This window comes from Microvirga sp. 2MCAF35 (assembly GCF_052115545.1).
In the GTDB taxonomy this organism is placed as follows: Bacteria; Pseudomonadota; Alphaproteobacteria; order Rhizobiales; family Beijerinckiaceae; genus Microvirga.
In genome coordinates this window covers 1-18,152 of the sequence record NZ_JBFRGW010000017.1, presented here as the reverse complement: position 1 = coordinate 18,152, position 18,152 = coordinate 1, and the positions used below count along the sequence as shown (strand labels likewise).

Annotated in this window: 30 protein-coding genes and 1 pseudogene; 1 reads left to right on the top strand and 30 read right to left on the bottom strand. The window is 63.2% G+C overall.

Annotated elements, in window-relative coordinates; translation table 11 throughout:
- Positions 1-35: 35 nt before the first annotated feature.
- From AB4097_RS10725 to rpsM, 6 genes are all read right to left on the bottom strand, one after another.
- Entirely contained in the window at positions 36-1,340 is a 1,305-nt protein-coding gene (locus tag AB4097_RS10725) for a replication-associated recombination protein A (protein ID WP_442039273.1), read from the bottom strand.
- A 63-nt stretch (positions 1,341-1,403) separates the two neighbouring features.
- On the bottom strand, positions 1,404-2,810 hold the full coding sequence (locus AB4097_RS10720; RefSeq protein WP_442039271.1) for a Do family serine endopeptidase: 1,407 nt from the start codon (positions 2,808-2,810) through the stop codon (positions 1,404-1,406).
- Between the two features lie 142 nt (positions 2,811-2,952).
- The gene (rplQ, locus tag AB4097_RS10715; RefSeq protein WP_442039269.1) at positions 2,953-3,375 is read right to left on the bottom strand and encodes a 50S ribosomal protein L17; all 423 of its coding nucleotides are present in this window, start codon (positions 3,373-3,375) and stop codon (positions 2,953-2,955) included.
- Between the two features lie 122 nt (positions 3,376-3,497).
- Positions 3,498-4,520 (bottom strand): DNA-directed RNA polymerase subunit alpha, encoded by a 1,023-nt coding sequence (locus AB4097_RS10710; protein ID WP_262029955.1) that lies wholly within the window; start codon positions 4,518-4,520, stop codon positions 3,498-3,500.
- 89 nt (positions 4,521-4,609) lie between these two features.
- Positions 4,610-4,999, bottom strand: a complete 390-nt coding sequence (gene rpsK, locus AB4097_RS10705) for a 30S ribosomal protein S11 (RefSeq protein WP_009764323.1) — start codon at positions 4,997-4,999, stop codon at positions 4,610-4,612.
- Positions 5,000-5,077: 78 nt separating this feature from the next.
- Positions 5,078-5,446 carry a 30S ribosomal protein S13 gene (rpsM, locus tag AB4097_RS10700; RefSeq protein ID WP_099511408.1) on the bottom strand — a complete coding sequence of 123 codons (369 nt, stop codon included), beginning with the start codon at positions 5,444-5,446 and terminating at the stop codon, positions 5,078-5,080.
- Positions 5,447-5,790: 344 nt separating this feature from the next.
- Between rpsM and AB4097_RS10695 the strand changes: the two genes are divergently transcribed.
- Positions 5,791-6,135 (top strand): DUF6968 family protein, encoded by a 345-nt coding sequence (locus AB4097_RS10695; protein ID WP_442039266.1) that lies wholly within the window; start codon positions 5,791-5,793, stop codon positions 6,133-6,135.
- A gap of 25 nt (positions 6,136-6,160) precedes the next feature.
- On the opposite strand, the gene AB4097_RS10690 is transcribed toward AB4097_RS10695, so the two are convergent.
- The 24 genes and pseudogenes from AB4097_RS10690 to tuf all read right to left on the bottom strand — a co-directional run.
- Positions 6,161-6,742 carry an adenylate kinase gene (locus AB4097_RS10690; protein WP_442039264.1) on the bottom strand — a complete coding sequence of 194 codons (582 nt, stop codon included), beginning with the start codon at positions 6,740-6,742 and terminating at the stop codon, positions 6,161-6,163.
- A gap of 146 nt (positions 6,743-6,888) precedes the next feature.
- Entirely contained in the window at positions 6,889-8,226 is a 1,338-nt protein-coding gene (gene secY / locus AB4097_RS10685) for a preprotein translocase subunit SecY (protein ID WP_442039262.1), read from the bottom strand.
- Positions 8,227-8,331: 105 nt separating this feature from the next.
- On the bottom strand, positions 8,332-8,805 hold the full coding sequence (rplO, locus tag AB4097_RS10680) for a 50S ribosomal protein L15 (protein WP_442039260.1): 474 nt from the start codon (positions 8,803-8,805) through the stop codon (positions 8,332-8,334).
- A gap of 10 nt (positions 8,806-8,815) precedes the next feature.
- Entirely contained in the window at positions 8,816-9,022 is a 207-nt protein-coding gene (rpmD, locus tag AB4097_RS10675) for a 50S ribosomal protein L30 (RefSeq protein WP_009764317.1), read from the bottom strand.
- 14 nt (positions 9,023-9,036) lie between these two features.
- Positions 9,037-9,606, bottom strand: coding sequence for a 30S ribosomal protein S5 (gene rpsE, locus AB4097_RS10670; RefSeq protein WP_036353003.1), 570 nt, complete (start codon positions 9,604-9,606; stop codon positions 9,037-9,039).
- 64 nt (positions 9,607-9,670) lie between these two features.
- A complete protein-coding gene (gene rplR, locus AB4097_RS10665) occupies positions 9,671-10,033 on the bottom strand; it encodes a 50S ribosomal protein L18 (RefSeq protein ID WP_009764315.1) in 363 nt (120 codons plus the stop codon).
- A 12-nt stretch (positions 10,034-10,045) separates the two neighbouring features.
- Positions 10,046-10,579 (bottom strand): 50S ribosomal protein L6, encoded by a 534-nt coding sequence (rplF, locus tag AB4097_RS10660; protein WP_442039257.1) that lies wholly within the window; start codon positions 10,577-10,579, stop codon positions 10,046-10,048.
- A 36-nt stretch (positions 10,580-10,615) separates the two neighbouring features.
- Positions 10,616-11,011 carry a 30S ribosomal protein S8 gene (rpsH, locus tag AB4097_RS10655; RefSeq protein WP_009764313.1) on the bottom strand — a complete coding sequence of 132 codons (396 nt, stop codon included), beginning with the start codon at positions 11,009-11,011 and terminating at the stop codon, positions 10,616-10,618.
- A 14-nt stretch (positions 11,012-11,025) separates the two neighbouring features.
- Positions 11,026-11,331 carry a 30S ribosomal protein S14 gene (gene rpsN / locus AB4097_RS10650; RefSeq protein WP_442039254.1) on the bottom strand — a complete coding sequence of 102 codons (306 nt, stop codon included), beginning with the start codon at positions 11,329-11,331 and terminating at the stop codon, positions 11,026-11,028.
- 39 nt (positions 11,332-11,370) lie between these two features.
- Positions 11,371-11,937 (bottom strand): 50S ribosomal protein L5, encoded by a 567-nt coding sequence (gene rplE, locus AB4097_RS10645; protein WP_442039252.1) that lies wholly within the window; start codon positions 11,935-11,937, stop codon positions 11,371-11,373.
- Positions 11,930-12,247 carry a 50S ribosomal protein L24 gene (rplX, locus tag AB4097_RS10640; RefSeq protein ID WP_009764310.1) on the bottom strand — a complete coding sequence of 106 codons (318 nt, stop codon included), beginning with the start codon at positions 12,245-12,247 and terminating at the stop codon, positions 11,930-11,932. Before rplX ends, rplE begins: the two co-directional genes overlap by 8 nt.
- Positions 12,247-12,615: a 50S ribosomal protein L14 gene (gene rplN / locus AB4097_RS10635; RefSeq protein WP_009764309.1), complete on the bottom strand. Its 369-nt coding sequence runs from the start codon at positions 12,613-12,615 to the stop codon at positions 12,247-12,249. The genes rplX and rplN overlap by 1 nt, the downstream gene beginning before the upstream one ends.
- Before the next feature lie 163 nt (positions 12,616-12,778).
- Complete coding sequence (gene rpsQ / locus AB4097_RS10630; protein ID WP_009764308.1) at positions 12,779-13,018, bottom strand: 30S ribosomal protein S17; 240 nt, start codon at positions 13,016-13,018, stop codon at positions 12,779-12,781.
- 12 nt (positions 13,019-13,030) lie between these two features.
- Entirely contained in the window at positions 13,031-13,243 is a 213-nt protein-coding gene (rpmC, locus tag AB4097_RS10625) for a 50S ribosomal protein L29 (protein ID WP_099511395.1), read from the bottom strand.
- 10 nt (positions 13,244-13,253) lie between these two features.
- On the bottom strand, positions 13,254-13,667 hold the full coding sequence (rplP, locus tag AB4097_RS10620) for a 50S ribosomal protein L16 (protein WP_036352973.1): 414 nt from the start codon (positions 13,665-13,667) through the stop codon (positions 13,254-13,256).
- Positions 13,668-13,691: 24 nt separating this feature from the next.
- A complete protein-coding gene (gene rpsC / locus AB4097_RS10615; RefSeq protein ID WP_009764305.1) occupies positions 13,692-14,396 on the bottom strand; it encodes a 30S ribosomal protein S3 in 705 nt (234 codons plus the stop codon).
- Between the two features lie 11 nt (positions 14,397-14,407).
- Positions 14,408-14,788, bottom strand: coding sequence for a 50S ribosomal protein L22 (rplV, locus tag AB4097_RS10610; protein WP_009764304.1), 381 nt, complete (start codon positions 14,786-14,788; stop codon positions 14,408-14,410).
- Between the two features lies 1 nt (position 14,789).
- Entirely contained in the window at positions 14,790-15,068 is a 279-nt protein-coding gene (gene rpsS, locus AB4097_RS10605; RefSeq protein WP_009764303.1) for a 30S ribosomal protein S19, read from the bottom strand.
- A gap of 15 nt (positions 15,069-15,083) precedes the next feature.
- Entirely contained in the window at positions 15,084-15,920 is an 837-nt protein-coding gene (rplB, locus tag AB4097_RS10600) for a 50S ribosomal protein L2 (RefSeq protein ID WP_442039248.1), read from the bottom strand.
- A gap of 20 nt (positions 15,921-15,940) precedes the next feature.
- Positions 15,941-16,237 carry a 50S ribosomal protein L23 gene (locus AB4097_RS10595; RefSeq protein WP_442039246.1) on the bottom strand — a complete coding sequence of 99 codons (297 nt, stop codon included), beginning with the start codon at positions 16,235-16,237 and terminating at the stop codon, positions 15,941-15,943.
- Complete coding sequence (rplD, locus tag AB4097_RS10590; RefSeq protein ID WP_442039244.1) at positions 16,234-16,854, bottom strand: 50S ribosomal protein L4; 621 nt, start codon at positions 16,852-16,854, stop codon at positions 16,234-16,236. The genes AB4097_RS10595 and rplD overlap by 4 nt, the downstream gene beginning before the upstream one ends.
- Positions 16,854-17,582: a 50S ribosomal protein L3 gene (rplC, locus tag AB4097_RS10585; protein ID WP_262029966.1), complete on the bottom strand. Its 729-nt coding sequence runs from the start codon at positions 17,580-17,582 to the stop codon at positions 16,854-16,856. The genes rplD and rplC overlap by 1 nt, the downstream gene beginning before the upstream one ends.
- Before the next feature lie 47 nt (positions 17,583-17,629).
- Positions 17,630-17,938: a 30S ribosomal protein S10 gene (gene rpsJ / locus AB4097_RS10580; protein WP_009764298.1), complete on the bottom strand. Its 309-nt coding sequence runs from the start codon at positions 17,936-17,938 to the stop codon at positions 17,630-17,632.
- Positions 17,939-18,004: 66 nt separating this feature from the next.
- Positions 18,005-18,152: pseudogene (gene tuf / locus AB4097_RS10575) on the bottom strand (elongation factor Tu); the annotation flags it as partial.

Below are 18,152 nucleotides of genomic sequence, written 5' to 3'. Positions count from 1 at the left end.
TTAGCTCAAGAAGCAAAATACTCAATATAACGTTATTAACGCCGCTCTTTCCTAAGCTTCTCCCACCAGTCCAACCGCTTCCTGATTTCCCGCTCGAAGCCGCGGTCCACCGGATCGTAGAATTCCTGCCGCCCCAGCTTCTCGGGCCAGTAATCCTGGCCCGAGAAGGCGTCCGGCTCGTCGTGGTCATAAGCGTAGCTGTCCCCGTAACCGATCTGCTTCATGAGCTTGGTCGGAGCGTTGAGGATCGTCTTGGGCGGCATGAGGGAGCCGTGCTCCTTCGCCACCCGGGTGGCGGCCTTGTAGGCGGTGTAGAGCGCGTTCGATTTCGGCGCGGTGGCGAGATAGACGGCCGCCTGGGCCAGCGCGAGCTCCCCTTCCGGCGAACCGAGGAAGTCGAAGGCATCCTTGGCCGCATTGGCGATGACCAGCGCCTGGGGATCGGCGAGCCCGATATCCTCGACGGCCATGCGGACCAGTCTGCGGGCGATGAAGAGCCGGTCCTCCCCTGCGTCGAGCATGCGGGTCAGATAATAGAGCGCCGCATCCGGATCGGAGCCCCGGACGGTTTTGTGTAGGGCGGAGATGAGGTTGTAGTGCCCTTCCTGCCCCTTGTCGTAGATCGGCGCGCGGCGCTGGATGATCTCCTGCAGCTGCTCCGCGTCGAACACTTCGTCGGGTTTCGCCGAGCGCCAGACCTCCTCGGCCAGCGTCAGGACCGCTCGTCCGTCCCCGTCCGCCATGCGCACGAGGGACGCCCGCGCCTCATCGTCGAGCGGCAGGCTCTTGCCGGTCACCTCTTCGGCTCGCGCGAGGATCCGCTCGATGGCGGGCTCGTCGAGGGACTTGAAGAGCAGCACTCGGGCGCGCGACAGAAGCGCCGCGTTCAGCTCGAAGGACGGGTTCTCCGTGGTGGCGCCGACCAGCGTGATGGTGCCGTCCTCCATGACAGGCAGGAAGGCGTCGAGCTGGGCCCGGTTGAAGCGGTGAATCTCGTCGACGAACAGCAGCGTGCCCTTACCCGTGGACCGACGGTGCCGGGCCGCCTCGAACACCTTCTTGAGATCCGCCACGCCGGAGAAGATCGCCGAGATCTGCTCGAAGTGCAGGTCCGTTTCATGGGCGAGCAGGCGCGCGACCGTGGTCTTGCCGGTGCCGGGCGGCCCCCAGAAGATGAGAGACCCGAGGGTCTTAGATGCGATGAGCCGGGTCAGGATCCCGTCGGGCCCGACAAGGTGGTCTTGGCCCACCACCTCGGACAGCTGGGTCGGCCGCATCCTGTCCGCCAGCGGACGAGGCGCGTTGCGGTCGAGGCCGGCGGATGAAAACAGGTCGCTCATGATGGATCAGGGACTAAAGGAACGGGCCAACATCCATATCCGATCTCACCCCCGCCGTCCCGTCTATCGCCCAAGAACCGTCGTAAAGACCCGCCCGCCCCGGCTGACCGTGATCTCCCAGTAGCCGCCGTTGCGGTTGATCAGGCGGTCCGCATCCTTCGTGGACGTCAGACGCTCGCCGTTGATGGCGACGATCTGGTCGCCCTTCTCGAAGCCCACACTGGCGGCGACGCTGCGATCCTCCAGGTCCGCCACGACCACGCCGTCATCCGCGACCTCGATCTGCAGCTCGTCGGCGACGGCGGGCGACATGTTCACGAGGGTCGCGCCGGCGAACGGCGTGCGGGCCCGGCCCTGCACCGGCTCACGCTTCGGGTTCTCCGGCGGGGGCGTGAGCTTGACCTGAAGGGTCGTCTGCTTGCCGCCGCGAAGGATTGTGAGAGGAGCCTCGCCCTGCGTTCCCTTGAGAGTGAAGCGGTAGCCGAAGGAGTCCGGATTATCGACCGGCTGGCCGTCCACCATGAGGATCGCGTCGCCCCGCTTCAGGCCGGCCTCCGCGGCCGGTCCCTTGTCGTAGACGGCCGTTACCAGAACGCCTGTCGGGCGCTCCAGACCGAGCCCGCTCGCGATATCGCCATCCACGGGCTGGAGACGCGCGCCCAGCCAGGGCCGCACGACGTTCTTGGCGCCCCCCTTGGCGGAGTTCAGCACCACCTTGACCATGCTGGAGGGAACGGCGAAGCCGATGCCGATGCTGCCGCCGGAGCGAGAATAGATCGCCGTGTTGATGCCGACCACACGGCCGTTCATGTCGATGAGGGCGCCGCCCGAATTGCCGGGGTTGATGGCCGCATCGGTCTGGATGAAGAACTGGTAATCGGAGATGCCGACCTGCGTCCGCGCCAGGGCCGACACGATGCCCTGGGTGACCGTCTGGCCGACGCCGAAGGGATTGCCGATGGCGAGCACGATGTCGCCGACCTGGAGGGCTTCGGAATCGCCGAGTTCGATCGCCTGGAGGTTGGTGGCGTCCTTGAGCTTCAGCACGGCGATGTCGGTGCGCTGATCGCGCAGCAGGATGTCGGCCGCGAATTCCCGCCGGTCCGCCAGCGCGACCTTCACCTCGTTCATGTTCTCGATCACGTGGTTGTTCGTGATCACGAGGCCCGACGGATCGACGATGACGCCAGAGCCGAGGGAGCTCTGCGACCGCCCCCTGGGAACGCCCGGCGCATTGTCGCCGAAGAAGCGGCGGAAATATTCCTCCATGGCGGCGTTCTGCCGCTTCTCGGAGCGGCTGGCATAGACATTGACGACCGACCCGGCCGTCTGGCGCACGACCGGCGCGAAGGACAGCTGGACCTGCGCCTTGCTCTCAGGGACGACGCGCTGCGTCTGGGCCTGTGCTCCTGCAATACCGACGGCCATCAGAGCGGCGGTGAGTGACAGGCGAAACGGCGAAAAGCGCATAACCGGCGAATCCTCTCTTCAGCGATGACTTCAGATAAAGCGCGAAGCCCGAAATACCAAGTTCAGGGGAGGACAGCGGACCGTTTCAAACAAAAAGGGCGGCCCGAGGGCCGCCCTTGATGATATCCTTGCAACCGAGATCTTACTCGGCGGCTTCGACCAGCTCTTCCTTCATGGTCGGGCCCGAATCCTGGCCGCGCGCATCCACGTCGCGGTCCACGAACTCGATCACGGCCAGAGGGGCGTTGTCGCCGTAGCGGAAGCCGGCCTTCAGGACGCGGGTGTAGCCGCCGTTGCGGTCCTGGTAGCGCTTGCCAAGAACGTCGAACAGCTTCTTGACCATGGTCTCGTCGCGCAGCTTCGACATGGCGAGACGACGGGCATGCAGGTCACCGCGCTTGCCGAGGGTGATCAGCTTCTCGACGACCGGACGCAGGTCCTTCGCCTTCGGCAGGGTCGTGACGATCTGCTCGTGCTTGATCAGCGCAGCCGCCATATTGGCGAACATGGCCTTGCGGTGTTCGGTCGTGCGGTTGAAGCGACGACCACGAAATCCGTGACGCATTGGCTTTCTCCTTGATCTTACGGCCGCCGTGCCAAGGTACGGCCGTCTCTCTTATGATCCCCGCCCTTTCGGACGAGGGGCAGATTTGAGGCCGCCTTCATTGTGAGGCGGCCTCAAGAAACTCAGTAATGCTCTTCGAAGCGCTTCGCGAGGTCTTCGATGTTCTCCGGCGGCCAGCCCGGCACGTCCATGCCGAGGTGCAGGCCCATGCCGGCGAGAACTTCCTTGATCTCGTTGAGCGACTTGCGGCCGAAGTTCGGGGTGCGGAGCATTTCCGCCTCGGACTTCTGGATGAGATCGCCGATGTAGACAATATTGTCGTTCTTCAGGCAGTTCGCCGAACGGACCGACAGCTCGAGCTCGTCCACCTTCTTGAGCAGGGCCGGGTTGAACGGCAGCTGCGGCGCGGCAGCGGCAGCCTCTTCCTTGCGCGGCTCTTCGAAGTTGACGAAGACCTGGAGCTGATCCTGCAGGATGCGGGCGGCATAGGCCACGGCATCCTCAGGCGTCACGGCGCCGTTGGTCTCGACCGTCATGATCAGCTTGTCGTAGTCGAGAATCTGGCCCTCGCGGGTGTTCTCGATGCGATAGGAGACCTTCTTCACCGGGCTGTAGAGCGAGTCGACCGGGATGAGGCCGATGGGGGCGTCCTCGGTGCGATTGCGCTCGGCCGGAACGTAGCCCTTGCCCATATCGACCGTGAACTCCATGCGGATCTCGGCGCCCTCGTCGAGGGTGCAGAGCACGAGCTCGGGGTTCAGGATCTGCACATCGCCGACCGTGTTGATGTCGCCAGCCGTCACGGCGCCGGGGCCGGTCTTGCGGAGCGTCATGCGCTTCGCGCCCTCGCCCTGCATCTTGATGGCGATCGTCTTCACGTTGAGGACGATGTCGGTCACGTCCTCGCGGACGCCCGGGATGGACGAGAACTCGTGCAGCACGCCGTCGATATGGATCGCCGTCACCGCCGCGCCCTGGAGCGACGACAGGAGGACCCGGCGCAGCGAGTTGCCGAGCGTCGTGCCGAAGCCACGCTCGAGCGGCTCGGCCACGACCGTCGCGATGCGCTTCGGGTCGTCGCCGGGGGCGACTTCAAGCTTGTTCGGCTTAATCAGCTCTTGCCAGTTCTTTTGGATCACAACCACACCTCATGAGGTACGGCTTGAAGGGAGGCGCTCAGTCCGCCCTTTAAACCGGAACGCGCGTGGGTTTTGGACCCACGCGCCGGATAACCTTAGACGCGGCGACGCTTGCGCGGGCGGCAGCCGTTGTGCGGGATCGGCGTCACGTCACGGATCGACGTGACGGTGAAACCGGCCGACTGGAGGGCGCGCAGAGCGGACTCACGGCCTGAGCCGGGACCGGACACCTCGACCTCGAGGGTGCGCATGCCGTGCTCGGCAGCCTTGCGGGCCGCATCTTCAGCGGCGATCTGCGCCGCGTAAGGGGTCGACTTACGCGAACCCTTGAAACCCATGGCGCCAGCCGAGGACCAGGAGATCGTGTTTCCCTGGGCGTCGGTGATGGTGATCATGGTGTTGTTGAACGAGGCGTTCACATGCGCCACGCCGGAAACGATGTTCTTGCGTTCGCGGCGGCGGACGCGGGTAGCTTCTTTAGCCATTCCAAAGATCCTTCAAGCGCGCCCGTCGTTCCAGGCGCTCGGGAGAAAAGGCCGCCCGTCGGGGGCGGCCGATCAAAATTACTTCTTCTTGCCGGCGATCGGCTTCGCCTTGCCCTTGCGGGTGCGGGCGTTCGTGTGGGTACGCTGACCGCGGGTCGGAAGGCTGCGGCGGTGGCGCAGGCCACGATAGGCGGCAAGATCCATCAGGCGCTTGATGTTCATGGACACTTCGCGGCGCAGATCACCTTCGACGATGTAGTCGCGGTCGATCGTCTCGCGGATGGCCAGAACTTCGGCGTCGGTCAGCTGGTTCACGCGGCGCTCGGCCGGGATGTTGACCTTCTCGACGATCTCCTGGGCCTTCTTGGGCCCAATGCCGTGGATGTACTGAAGCGCGATCACAACGCGCTTGGCGGTCGGGATGTTGACGCCTGCTATACGGGCCATCGTCCGTCTCCATGTGGGAAGCAAATGCTTCGGGTTTTGGTTATCGCGCGTCCGGTGGAGGCCGGCCCCTGCGCGGGCTTATGCAAAACAAAACGACCCGATTGACTTCTCCCGAAGCCCTTCGAGCCGAGCTCATCTTTTGCAAGGGGAGGCACATAGCCGCTTTTTGGCGTTGCGTCAACACCGTTTACCGGCTCCGCCGGTAGTCGGTTCCCTGCCCTGCACCTTAGGGACCTATCCTGACCGCATCACCGGACACCCAGTATTGATTCGCCGGAAGATTAACTGCAACTCTATAGCGACAGAAATCCGGCGAGCTCCGCCGCTGAACTACTGTTGCTCCGATGATCATCGCACAGCGCGATCTCGACTATGCCGCACAATCAGGGACAACCATTCCTGTGCCTGTCAGGCTTTATGCCCCCGAGGGTGGCGGCAAACACTGGTCTTGCCGCTTCTCTATTGGCTGGCCCGACGGCGTGGATGAGGACACAAGCCATGGCGTCGATCAGGTCCAGGCGATCATTCTAGCGCTTCAGACGATCAGTGCGCGGCTGTATCTCAGCGACTACCACCAGTCCGGAGGCTTGTATTTCGAAACACCGGGATCCGGTTACGGCTTTCCCGTGCCGAAGATCCTACGGGACGTTCTGATCGGAGACGATAAGAGGTTTGACGGGAACGGATGAGAAGCAGCCAGGCTGCCCCTGCCCTTCAGCGACCCAGGATTCTCTTGACCGCTTCCGTTACGTCGTCGATGGGCTTCATGCCGTCGACGGTCCTGAGCATGCCCCTGCTCTCGTAATAGGCCGAAAGCGGAGCCGTCTGGTTCCGGTAGGCTTCGAGCCGGGTCTTGAAGACCTCCGGGTTGTCGTCTTTGCGGACCGGCTCTCCGCGGGCTTCCGTCTCCCTGGCGCGCTTGACGATCCGGTCGACCAGCTCGACTTCGTTCACCTTGAACTCGATGACGGAATCGAGCTTGAGGCCCTTATCGGCCAGCATGGCGTCGAAGGCCTCGGCCTGAGCCACGGTCCGCGGGAACCCGTCGAGGATGAAGCCGTTCCTGGCGTCGGCCTCTTCGATCCGGTCGGCGATGATGCCGACCACGATATCGTCGGACACCAGATCGCCCCGGTCCATGACGGCTTTCGCCTTGAGGCCCACCGGCGTGCCGGCTGCCACCGCTGCGCGGAGCATGTCGCCCGTCGACAGCTGCGGAATCCCCAGCCTCTCGACCAGACGCACAGCCTGAGTGCCTTTTCCGGCCCCCGGCGGCCCCAGCAGAATCATCCTCATCGACGCCCCCCTCACTCCGTCGAGTGTCCCCGCCTTCAGGCGGGATCGTCAAAGTCCGGAGCCGCTCTCCCGGCGGAGACCGGCTCCCCTTGCCAGTCACGTGTTCATTGACGGCGAACCGGCCCCCCGATTCGCCGGAGATCGCCTTATCGCCTGCGGGCGCCCTTGAGCTTCGCCTTCTTGACGAGGCCCTCGTACTGGTGCGCCAGAAGATGGCCGTGCACCTGGGCGACCGTGTCCATGGTAACAGACACCACGATCAGAAGCGAAGTGCCGCCAAAGTAGAATGGCAAAGCGGCGTAAGACACCAGCAGTTCGGGAATCAGGCAGATGATCACCAGATAGGCCGCGCCCAGCACGGTGATACGGGTCAGGACCTGGTCGATGAAATCCGCCGTGCGCTCGCCGGGACGGATGCCCGGAATGAAGCCACCCTGCTTCTTCAGGTTGTCGGCCGTCTCGGTCGGATTGAACACGATAGCCGTGTAGAAAAAGGCGAAGAAAACGATCAGCGCGGCATACATGAACATGTAGGCCGGCCGCCCATGGCCCAGATAGGTCGTGAGCATAGAGATGATGCCCGTCCCGTCGGCGTTGTGCTGGAAGCTGCCGATGGTGGCCGGCAGCAGCAGCAGCGACGAGGCGAAGATCGGCGGAATCACGCCCGAGGTGTTCAGCTTGAGCGGCAGGAACGACGTCTGGCCCTCATAGATCCGGTTGCCGACCTGGCGCTTCGGATAATTGATGAGCAGGCGGCGCTGAGCGCGCTCCATGAACACGACGAAGTAGATGATGGCCACGGCCATGACGATGACGCCGAGGATCAGGCCCGTCGAGATCGCGCCCTGGCGGCCGAGCTCGAGCGTGCCTGCGATCGCGTTCGGCAGGTTCGCCACGATGCCGGCGAAGATGATCAGCGACGTGCCGTTGCCGATGCCCCGCGAGGTGATCTGCTCGCCCAGCCACATGAGGAACATGGTGCCGCCGGTGAGCGTGATCACGGTCGAGATGAGGAAGAACGGCCCGGGAGCCTGCACGATGGTCCCCGAGCTCTGCAGGCCGACCGCGATGCCCCAGGACTGGAACACGGCCAGGAACACCGTCAGGTACCGCGTGTACTGGTTCAGGATCTTGCGCCCCGCCTCCCCTTCCTTCTTCAGCGCCTCGAGCGAGGGCAGAACGGAGGTGAGGAGTTGGACGATGATCGATGCCGAGATGTAAGGCATGATGTTCAAGGCGAAGATCGCCATGCGCTCCACGGCGCCGCCCGAGAACATGTTGAAGAGGCCGAGCACGCCCCCGCTGGCATTCTGGAAGCTCTGCCGGAGAGCCTCCGGGTCGATACCGGGCAGCGGAATATAGGTGCCGAGACGGTAGATGATGAGAGCGCCCAAGGTGAACCAGATGCGCTTCTTCAGCTCATCGGCCTTGGCAATGGCGCCGAAATTGATGTTTGCCGCAAGTTGCTCGGCTGCTGAGGCCATAGTGGTGTCCCCGAATTCCCTGATACGTGACGGTCATCACGCAAACGGCGGCCACGCGATCAGACGCGGGCCGCCGCTTGGATCTTAGTCAATGTGGGCGCTGGCTCACGCCTGCGCAACGGCACCCAGGAGGGTGACCGAGCCACCAGCCTTCTCGATCGCTTCGACGGCCGACTTGGACGCGCCGTGGACCTGGAAGGAAAGCTTCGTCTTGAGCTCGCCGACGCCGAGGATCTTCACGCCGTCGCGGGGCTTGGACACAACACCGGCGGCAACCAGCGACTCGACGGTCACGGCGGCAGCCGTGTCGAGCTTGCCGGCCTCGATGGCCTGCTGGATACGGCCGACATTGACCTCGTTGAGGTCGATCGCGTTCGGCTTGTTGAAGCCGCGCTTCGGCAGACGGCGATGCAGAGGCATCTGACCGCCTTCGAAGCCCTTGATCGACACGCCGGTACGGGACTTCTGTCCCTTCACGCCGCGTCCACCGGTCTTGCCCTTGCCGGAGCCGATACCACGGCCGACACGCATGCGGTTCTTGGTGGAACCTTCGTTGTCACGAATTTCGTTGAGTTTCATGACGCTCTCCTCACTGCCCGTCGACAACGCGCACGAGGTGCTTGACCTTTTCGATCATGCCGCGCACAGCCGGCGTGTCTTCCAAGGTCGAGGTACGGTGAAGCTTGTTGAGCTTGAGGCCGATCAGCGTCTGGCGCTGCTTGGCTTCGCGGCGGATCGGCGAGCCGATCTGCTCAACGGTGACGGTCTTCCCAGCGGAAGCAGGATTCTTTGCCATCGTCAAAGCCTCCCTTACGCTTCAGCGCCAGCGGCTTCGCTGGCATCCGCATCGCGGCGGCGAGCCTGCAGCGTCGAGACCTTCAGGCCACGGCGAGCAGCGACCGAACGCGGGCTGTCCTCGTTCTTGAGCGCGTCGAACGTCGCGCGGACGAGGTTGTACGGGTTCGACGAGCCGAGCGACTTGGCGACCACGTCCTGCATGCCCACCACTTCGAAGACGGCACGCATCGGGCCACCGGCGATGATGCCGGTACCCTGGGGAGCGGCACGCAGCACGACCTTGCCGGCGCCATGGCGGCCGTTCACGTCATGGTGGAGCGTGCGGCCCTCGCGGAGGGCGACGCGGATCATGGAACGCTTGGCGGCGTCCGTGGCCTTGCGGATGGCTTCCGGCACTTCACGGGCCTTGCCGTGGCCGAAGCCGACGCGGCCCTTCTGGTCGCCGACGACGACGAGAGCAGCGAAGCCGAAGCGACGGCCGCCCTTCACCACCTTGGCGACGCGATTGATGTGGACCAGGCGGTCCACGAATTCGCTGTCGCGCTCTTCGCGATCAGCACGTTCTCTTGGTTCTCTAGCCATGAGACCTCTCACTTGCGCGGGCGGCGGGCCCGCTCGCTAAGGGTTGCTTGGATTATACCCGCCGTTAGAAATCCAGACCGCCTTCACGGGCTGCGTCGGCCAGAGCCTTGACGCGGCCGTGATAGAGGTAGCCCGAGCGGTCGAAGATGACCTGCTTCACGCCGGCCTGAACCGCGCGCTCCGCAACGAGCTTGCCCACTTCCTTCGCCGCATCCACGGTGGCGCCGGTCTTGAGCTTGCCCTTCAGGTCAGCCTCGAGGGTCGAAGCCGAGGCGACCGTATGGCCGCGCACGTCATCGATGACCTGGGCGTAGATCTGCTTGGACGAACGGAAGACCGACAAACGCGGACGGCCATTCGCTGCCTTCTTGATCGCACGGCGCACACGAGCCTTGCGGCGATCTTCAGCGCCTTTCTTCTCAGCCATGATACGTCGTCCTTACTTCTTCTTGCCTTCCTTGCGGAAGATGAACTCGTCGGAGTACTTGACGCCCTTGCCCTTGTAGGGCTCCGGACCGCGATACTCGCGGATCTCGGCGGCGGTCTGACCGACGACCTGCTTGTCGATGCCGGCCACGATGATCTCCGTGGGCTTGGGCGTCGTGATCGTGACACCGGCCGGGATCGCGTAGTCGATATCGTGGCTGTAGCCCAGCGACAGCTTCAGCACCTTGCCGGCAACGGCGGCCTTGTAGCCGACGCCGTTGATCTCGAGGCGCTTCTCGAAGCCCTTGGACACGCCTTCGACCAGGTTCGCCACCTGGGCGCGGGACATGCCCCACTTCGAACGGGCCGTCTTGGACTCGTCGCGCGGGTTCACCGACACGGCGCCGCTCTCAAGAGCAACCGACACTTCCTCGGGAACGAGGAACGAGAGTTCGCCCTTCGAGCCCTTCACTTTTACCATCTGACCGTCAACGGTAGCCGTCACACCTGACGGAACCGTAACGGGCTTCTTGCCTACTCGGGACATTTTCGAATCTCCGTGGTTCTGTGCGGGTGCCTGGCCTTAGAAGACCTTGCAGAGCACTTCGCCGCCCACGTTCCTCTCACGGGCCTCATGGTCGGCCATCACGCCCTGGGGCGTCGAGAGGATGGTGATGCCGAGGCCGTCAGCCACGCGAGGCATGGTGTCGACGGAGGCATACACGCGGCGGCCGGGCTTGGAGACACGCTCGATGGAGCGGATCACCGGCTGACCGTCATAGTACTTCAGCTCGATCGAGAACTCGGTCCGGCCGTTGCCGAACTCGGTCTGCGAATAGTCGCGGATGTAGCCCTCGCTCTTCAGAACTTCGAGGACACGGGCGCGAAGCTTCGAGCCGGGGGTGGAGACGGACCCGCGACGGCGCATCTGCGCGTTACGGATACGGGTGAGCATATCGCCCAACGGATCGTTGATCATATAATGCCCTCCCCTTACCAGCTGGACTTCACGAGGCCCGGAATCAGGCCCTTGTTGCCCAGTTCGCGCAGAGCGATACGCGACATGCCGAGCTTGCGATAGAAGGCGCGCGGGCGGCCCGTGATCTCGCAACGGTTGCGAATGCGGGTCTTGCTCGAGTTGCGCGGCAGCTCAGCCAGCTTGAGGCGCGCCTCGAAGCGCTCCTCCATGGACTTCGACTCGTCGTTGGCGACCGCCAGGAGGCGCTCGCGCCGGCCGGCGAACTTCTTCACCAGCTCGCGACGATGCTTGTTCTTCTCAATAGCGCTTTTCTTAGCCATGCTTTTATCTCCAGTGTCCGCGTTTGAGGACAGCTATCCTCACTGCCGGAACGGGAAGTTGAAGTGACGCAGCAGGGCGCGGGCTTCTTCGTCGGTCTTCGCCGTGGTGGTGATGACGACGTCCATGCCCCAAACCTGCTCGACCCTGTCGTAATTGATCTCAGGGAACACCAGGTGCTCCTTGATACCCATTGCGTAGTTGCCGCGGCCGTCGAACGACTTGGGGTTGAGGCCCCGGAAGTCGCGGACGCGGGGAAGAGCGACGGTCACGAGACGGTCAAGGAACTCGTACATGCGAGCCTTGCGCAGCGTGACCTTGGCACCGATCGGCATGCCCTCGCGAACCTTGAACTGCGAGATAGCCTTGCGGGCCTTCGTGATCACCGGCTTTTGGCCGGCGATGAGCGCGAGATCAGAAGCGGCGACCGAAGCCTTCTTCGAGTCCGCAGTCGATTCGCCGACGCCCATGTTAAGGACGATCTTCTCGATCGTCGGGACTTCCATGGGGTTCTTGTAGCCGAATTCTTCAATGAGCTTCGGACGCACCACTTCCTCGTAGTGCTTCTTCAGCCGCGGCGTGTAGCCGTCCACCTGAGCCTTAGCCATCGATCAGGTCTCCCGAACGCTTGGCGAAACGAACCTTGCGGCCGTCTTCGAGAACTTTGAAACCAACCCGGGTCGGCTTGCCGTCCTTCGGGTCCGCGTAGGCCAGGTTCGACAGGTGGATGGCAGCCTCTTTCGAGATGATGCCGCCCTCGGCGTTTGCCGTCTGGCGCTGGTGGCGCTTCACGAGGTTCACGCCACGGACGACCGCGCGCTCTTCCTTCGGGAGCACCTGCACGACTTCACCGGTCTTGCCCTTGTCGCGACCGGTCAGGACAACGACCTTGTCGCCCTTCTTGATCTTCGCGGCCATTAGAGCACCTCCGGCGCAAGCGAAATGATTTTCATGTGGTTCTTGGCACGCAGTTCACGCGGAACGGGGCCGAAGATGCGGGTGCCGACCGGCTCTTTCTGATTGTTGATCAGAACGGCGGCATTGCGGTCGAAACGGATGACCGAGCCGTCAGCGCGACGGATGTCCTTGGCGGTGCGCACGACGACCGCCTTCATGACGTCGCCCTTCTTCACGCGGCCGCGCGGGATAGCTTCTTTCACGGATACGACGATGATATCGCCCACGGAAGCGTACTTACGCTTCGAACCGCCGAGAACCTTGATGCACATCACGCGACGGGCGCCGGAATTATCGGCGACGTCAAGATTCGTCTGCATCTGGATCATGGCTTTGATCCTTTCCTTTGTTTCAGACAGGTTTCCGGGCCAAGGCAGGATTGCCCCCCGGACTACGCCTGACGGGGATCTGACGTCCCCTGCCCTTCAAATGTCGAGAGAGGCGGCCGTATACACGAACCGCCCCCATTAGACAACCCCAAAACGAAAGCTTTTAGGCCTTCGCTTCGTTGACGAGCACCCAGGTCTTGAGTTTGGAGAACGGCTTGGTCTCTTCGATGAAGACCGTGTCGCCCACCTTGGCAGTGTTGTTCTCGTCGTGTGCGTGGTAGTTCTTCGTCTTACGCACGGTCTTCTTCAGAACCGGGTGCGTGAAACGACGTTCCACCTTCACGACGACCGTCTTGTCCTGCTTATCGCTGACAACGACGCCCTGCAAAACGCGCTTCGGCATCTTGATTTCCTCTTAAGCCTTAGCCGCAGCGGCCTTGTGGCGCTGCAGCGTCTTGACGCGGGCGATGTCCCGGCGGACCTCACGGACGCGTCCGGTGTTTTCGAGCTGGCCGGTCGCACGCTGGAAGCGGAGGTTGAACTGCTCCTTCTTCAGGTTCAGCAACTCGTCCGACAGCTGGTCCTTCGACATCGCGTTGAGGTCAGAGGCTCTCTGCTTAGACTTCATGATCCCCTCCTTACTCGGCAATGCGCTGAATGAAGCGCGTCTTGATCGGGAGCTTCGCTGCGCCGAGGCGCAGGGCCTCGCGAGCGATATCCTCGGGCACGCCGTCGATCTCGAACATGATACGGCCAGGCTTTACCTTGGCCGCCCAGAATTCGGGAGCGCCCTTACCCTTACCCATACGCACTTCGGTCGGCTTCGACGACACCGGCACGTCCGGGAAGATGCGGATCCACACCCGGCCCGCGCGCTTCATGGCGCGGGTGATGGCGCGGCGAGCCGCTTCGATCTGACGAGCGTTGACGCGCTCGGGTTCCATCGCCTTCAGGCCGAACTGGCCGAAGTTGAGGTCCGTACCGCCTTTCGCAGTGCCGGAGATACGGCCCTTGAACTGCTTACGGAACTTGGTTTTCTTCGGTTGCAACATGGCAAACCTCTCCTGACCTCTCGGTTACGCCGCTTGCTCGCGGCGGCCACCGGAGCGGCCTCCTTCGTCGTTCATCCGCTTGTCCTGGGCCATCGGATCGTGCTCGAGGATTTCGCCCTTGAAGATCCAGACCTTGATGCCGCAGGTGCCATAGGTCGTGAAGGCCGTGGACGTTCCGTAATCCACATCCGCACGCAGGGTATGCAGCGGAACGCGGCCCTCGCGATACCATTCGAGGCGGGCGATTTCAGCGCCACCCAGACGGCCCGAGCAGTTGATACGGATGCCCTCGGCGCCCAGACGCATCGCCGACTGAACGGCGCGCTTCATGGCGCGGCGGAAAGCGACACGGCGCTCGAGCTGCTGAGCGATCGAGTCGGCCACCAGCGTCGCGTCGACCTCCGGCTTGCGGACTTCGACGATGTTGATCGCCACGTCGGCGTCCGTCATCTTCGAAACGAGCTTGCGCAGCTTCTCGATGTCGGCGCCCTTCTTGCCGATCACCACGCCCGGGCGACCCGAGTGGATGGTGACGCGGCACTTCTTGTGCGGGCGTTCGATCACGATCTTCGAAACGGCGGCCTGCTTCAGCTGCTTCATGAGAGCTTCGCGAATCGCCATGTCCTCATGCATCAGCTTGGCGTACTCGCCCTTGCCGGCGAACCAGCGCGAGTCCCAGGTCCGGTTGATGCCGAGCCGAAGACCGATCGGGTTGATTTTCTGACCCATCTGGTTCTCCTTTATGCCTGTTCGGCAACTTCCCGAACCACGATCGTGAGGTTCGAGAACGGCTTCATGATACGAGCACCCCGGCCGCGGGCCCGGGCGTGGAAGCGCTTCATGACGAGCGCCTTGCCCACATAGGCCTGGCTGACGACGAGATCGTCCACATCGAGGTTGTGGTTGTTCTCGGCGTTGGCAATGGCGCTCTCGAGGCACTTCTTCACGTCACGCGCGATGCGCTTGCGAGAGAACTCGAGATCGGCGAGAGCCGCAGAAACCTTCTTGCCGCGGATAAGGGCCGCAACAAGGTTGAGCTTCTGGGGGCTGACGCGCAGCATGCGAGCGACGGCTTGAGCCTCGGTGTCGCTCAGTGCGCGAGGAGTCGCGGCCTTACCCATCTTACTTCCTCTTCGCCTTCTTGTCCGCCGCGTGGCCGTGGAAAGTGCGGGTCGGCGAGAACTCGCCGAACTTGTGACCCACCATTTCCTCGTTCACGGAGACGGGAATGTGCTTCTGACCGTTGTAGACCCCGAAGGTGAGGCCAACAAACTGCGGGAGGATCGTGGAGCGGCGGCTCCAGATCTTGATAACCTCGTTGCGGCCCGAGGAACGGGCAGCCTCGGCCTTCTTGAGGAGGTAGCCGTCGACGAACGGACCCTTCCAAAGCGAACGTGCCATGACGTGCCTCTATCCTTACTTCTTCCGAGCGTGGCGGCTCGACACGATAAACTTGTCGGTCCGCTTGTTCGAACGGGTTTTCTTGCCCTTGGTCGGTACGCCCCACGGGGACACCGGATGACGACCACCGGAGGTGCGACCCTCACCACCACCGTGCGGGTGGTCGATCGGGTTCATGGAAACGCCGCGGTTGTGCGGACGCTTGCCAAGCCAACGGTTACGACCAGCCTTACCGATCGAGGTGTTCATGTGGTCCGGGTTCGACACCGCACCGACGCTGGCGAAGCACAGCCCATGGACCAGGCGCTGCTCACCGGAGTTCAGGCGGATCGTCACGTAGCCCTGGTCACGACCAACGATCTGAGCATACGTTCCGGCGGAACGGGCGAGAGCGCCGCCCTTGCCGATCTTCAGCTCGACGTTGTGGATGATCGTTCCCACCGGCATGTTGCCGATCGGCATCGCGTTGCCCGGCTTGATGTCGACCTGCTCGCCAGCCGACACCTGATCGCCGACAGCCAGACGCTGCGGGGCCAGGATGTAGGACTGCTCGCCGTCGGCGTAGCGGATCAGAGCGATGAAGGCGGTGCGGTTCGGATCGTACTCGATCCGCTCCACAGTCGCCGCATCGCCCAGACGGGCGCGACGCTTGAAGTCGACCAGACGGAGGGTGCGCTTGTGACCACCGCCACGGAAGCGGACGGTCACGCGACCCAGGTTGTTGCGGCCGCCGGAGGAGCTCTTGCCCTCCGTCAGCTTCTTGACCGGCTTGCCCTTGTAGAGCTCGCTGCGGTCGACGATCACCAGCTGGCGCAGGCCGGGGGTGATCGGTTTGAATGTTTTCAAAGCCATCGGATCACTCTCTCAACCGATCAGAGGCCCGTCGTGACGTCGATGGTCTGGCCCTCAACGAGGGTTACGACCGCCTTCTTCACGTCCGACCGCTGGCCGCGGATGCCGCGGAACATCTTCACCTTGCCCTTGGTGACGAGCGTGTTGACGCTCTTCACCTTGACATCGAACAGCTTCTCCACCGCTTCCTTGATCTGCGGCTTCGTCGCATCCGGACGCACCTTGAAGACAACCTTGTTCTGTTCGGACAGGGTCGTGGCCTTCTCGGTGATGACCGGGCTTACGATCACATCGTAATGGCGCGGGTCCAGGCTCATTTGAAACGCGCCTCCAGCGCATCGACAGCCGACTTCGTGAGAACGAGCTTCTCGCGACGCAGGATGTCATAGACGTTGATGCCCTGCACCGGCAGGACGTCGATGTTCGGGATGTTGCGAGCAGCCCGCTGGAAGTTCGTCTCGATTTCAGCGCCGCCGATGATCAGGGCGTTGCCGAGACCGAGCTTGCCGAAGCGCTCGACGAGAGCCTTCGTCTTCGGCTCGGAAAGCTTCACGTCGTCGATCACGACGAGCGAAGAATCCTTGGCCTTCGACGAGAGCGCGTGCTTCAGGGCGAGAGCGCGAACCTTCTTGGGCAGATCGTGAGCATGGCTGCGGACCTGCGGGCCGAAGGCACGACCGCCGCCCCGGAATTGGGGAGCGCTCGCGGCGCCGTGGCGGGCGCTGCCGGTGCCCTTCTGCTTGTAGACCTTCTTCGTCGTCCGGTCGATGTCCGAACGATTCTTGACGGCGTGCGTGCCGGCCTGGCGCTTCGCGAGCTGCCAGCGGACGCAACGGGCCAGAAGATCGGCGCGCGGCTCGAGACCGAAGATGGTCTCGTTCAGGTCGACCGAACCGGCGTTGCCGCCTTCGAGCGTGGTGATATCAAGCTTCATCACGCATTCTCCTCTTGGGCCTGCTCAGCCTGGGCGGCCGGCGCAGCATCGTTGGCCGAGCGGAATGCGCCGGGCATCGGCACTTCCTTCGGCAGCTTGCGCTTCACCGCATCGCGGACGAAGATCCAGCCGCCGGCGACACCGGGAACGGCGCCTTCGACGAGGATCAGACCGCGCTCGACGTCGGTCGACACGACACGCAGGTTCTGCGTGGTGACGCGCTCGACGCCCAGGTGACCCGGCATCTTCTTGTTCTTGAACGTCTTGCCCGGATCCTGGCGACCGCCGGTCGAACCGATCGACCGGTGGGAGACCGACACGCCGTGCGTGGCGCGCAATCCGCCGAAGTTCCAGCGCTTCATGCCGCCCGCGAAGCCCTTACCGGTCGTGATGCCCGTGACATCAACGAACTGACCGGCAATGAAGTGATCAGCGGTGATCTCGGCGCCGACCGGGATGACCGCATCCTCGGAGACGCGGAATTCCGCGAGCTTGCGCTTCGGCTCGACCTGGGCAACGGCGAAACTACCGCGCTCGGCCTTCGAAACGTTCTTCACCTTGGCCTTGCCGACGCCGACCTGCAGCGCGGTGTAGCCGTTCTTTTCCTTGGTCCGGTGGGCGACGACCTGGCAGCTGTCGACCTTCAGAACCGTGACCGGGACATGCTCGCCAGCATCCGTGAAGATGCGGGTCATCCCGACTTTCTGTGCAATGACGCCTGAGCGCATGTGCGTATCCTCTCGGCGTGTCTACCGAAGGCTCCAAGCCCGAAGGCTCAGAGCTTGATTTCCACGTCCACACCAGCAGCGAGATCGAGCTTCATCAGAGCATCAACCGTCTGCGGGGTGGGGTCCACGATATCGAGAACACGCTTGTGAGTGCGCATCTCGAACTGCTCGCGCGACTTCTTGTCGATGTGCGGCGAGCGAAGCACCGTAAAGCGCTCGATGCGCGTCGGCAGCGGGATGGGCCCGCGCACCTGAGCGCCGGTCCGCTTCGCGGTCGACACGATTTCACGTGTCGAAGCGTCGAGGATCCTGTGGTCGAACGCCTTAAGGCGAATACGAATGTTTTGACCGTTCATGGCTTATCCATTCAACAAGGGAAGCGACCGAGCCGAAACCCGGCCGCTGTCCTTTGATCCTCTCAATTAATCCATCACGGAAGCGACGACGCCGGCACCGACGGTGCGACCGCCTTCGCGGATGGCGAAGCGCAGCTTCTCTTCCATGGCGATCGGCGCAATCAGCGTCACTTCCATCGTGATGTTGTCGCCCGGCATCACCATCTCGGTGCCC

Bases quoted from the DNA above. Each gene is read 5' to 3' on its own strand.
- AB4097_RS10725 (WP_442039273.1), bottom strand. From the start codon at position 1,340: ATGAGCGACCTGTTTTCATCCGCCGGCCTCGACCGCAACGCGCCTCGT.
- AB4097_RS10720 (WP_442039271.1), bottom strand. From the start codon at position 2,810: ATGCGCTTTTCGCCGTTTCGCCTGTCACTCACCGCCGCTCTGATGGCC.
- rplQ (WP_442039269.1), bottom strand. From the start codon at position 3,375: ATGCGTCACGGATTTCGTGGTCGTCGCTTCAACCGCACGACCGAACAC.
- rpsK (WP_009764323.1), bottom strand. From the start codon at position 4,999: ATGGCTAAAGAAGCTACCCGCGTCCGCCGCCGCGAACGCAAGAACATC.
- rpsM (WP_099511408.1), bottom strand. From the start codon at position 5,446: ATGGCCCGTATAGCAGGCGTCAACATCCCGACCGCCAAGCGCGTTGTG.
- AB4097_RS10695 (WP_442039266.1), top strand. From the start codon at position 5,791: ATGATCATCGCACAGCGCGATCTCGACTATGCCGCACAATCAGGGACA.
- AB4097_RS10690 (WP_442039264.1), bottom strand. From the start codon at position 6,742: ATGAGGATGATTCTGCTGGGGCCGCCGGGGGCCGGAAAAGGCACTCAG.
- secY (WP_442039262.1), bottom strand. From the start codon at position 8,226: ATGGCCTCAGCAGCCGAGCAACTTGCGGCAAACATCAATTTCGGCGCC.
- rplO (WP_442039260.1), bottom strand. From the start codon at position 8,805: ATGAAACTCAACGAAATTCGTGACAACGAAGGTTCCACCAAGAACCGC.
- rpmD (WP_009764317.1), bottom strand. From the start codon at position 9,022: ATGGCAAAGAATCCTGCTTCCGCTGGGAAGACCGTCACCGTTGAGCAG.
- rpsE (WP_036353003.1), bottom strand. From the start codon at position 9,606: ATGGCTAGAGAACCAAGAGAACGTGCTGATCGCGAAGAGCGCGACAGC.
- rplR (WP_009764315.1), bottom strand. From the start codon at position 10,033: ATGGCTGAGAAGAAAGGCGCTGAAGATCGCCGCAAGGCTCGTGTGCGC.
- rplF (WP_442039257.1), bottom strand. From the start codon at position 10,579: ATGTCCCGAGTAGGCAAGAAGCCCGTTACGGTTCCGTCAGGTGTGACG.
- rpsH (WP_009764313.1), bottom strand. From the start codon at position 11,011: ATGATCAACGATCCGTTGGGCGATATGCTCACCCGTATCCGTAACGCG.
- rpsN (WP_442039254.1), bottom strand. From the start codon at position 11,331: ATGGCTAAGAAAAGCGCTATTGAGAAGAACAAGCATCGTCGCGAGCTG.
- rplE (WP_442039252.1), bottom strand. From the start codon at position 11,937: ATGGCTAAGGCTCAGGTGGACGGCTACACGCCGCGGCTGAAGAAGCAC.
- rplX (WP_009764310.1), bottom strand. From the start codon at position 12,247: ATGGCCGCGAAGATCAAGAAGGGCGACAAGGTCGTTGTCCTGACCGGT.
- rplN (WP_009764309.1), bottom strand. From the start codon at position 12,615: ATGATCCAGATGCAGACGAATCTTGACGTCGCCGATAATTCCGGCGCC.
- rpsQ (WP_009764308.1), bottom strand. From the start codon at position 13,018: ATGCCGAAGCGCGTTTTGCAGGGCGTCGTTGTCAGCGATAAGCAGGAC.
- rpmC (WP_099511395.1), bottom strand. From the start codon at position 13,243: ATGAAGTCTAAGCAGAGAGCCTCTGACCTCAACGCGATGTCGAAGGAC.
- rplP (WP_036352973.1), bottom strand. From the start codon at position 13,667: ATGTTGCAACCGAAGAAAACCAAGTTCCGTAAGCAGTTCAAGGGCCGT.
- rpsC (WP_009764305.1), bottom strand. From the start codon at position 14,396: ATGGGTCAGAAAATCAACCCGATCGGTCTTCGGCTCGGCATCAACCGG.
- rplV (WP_009764304.1), bottom strand. From the start codon at position 14,788: ATGGGTAAGGCCGCGACTCCTCGCGCACTGAGCGACACCGAGGCTCAA.
- rpsS (WP_009764303.1), bottom strand. From the start codon at position 15,068: ATGGCACGTTCGCTTTGGAAGGGTCCGTTCGTCGACGGCTACCTCCTC.
- rplB (WP_442039248.1), bottom strand. From the start codon at position 15,920: ATGGCTTTGAAAACATTCAAACCGATCACCCCCGGCCTGCGCCAGCTG.
- AB4097_RS10595 (WP_442039246.1), bottom strand. From the start codon at position 16,237: ATGAGCCTGGACCCGCGCCATTACGATGTGATCGTAAGCCCGGTCATC.
- rplD (WP_442039244.1), bottom strand. From the start codon at position 16,854: ATGAAGCTTGATATCACCACGCTCGAAGGCGGCAACGCCGGTTCGGTC.
- rplC (WP_262029966.1), bottom strand. From the start codon at position 17,582: ATGCGCTCAGGCGTCATTGCACAGAAAGTCGGGATGACCCGCATCTTC.
- rpsJ (WP_009764298.1), bottom strand. From the start codon at position 17,938: ATGAACGGTCAAAACATTCGTATTCGCCTTAAGGCGTTCGACCACAGG.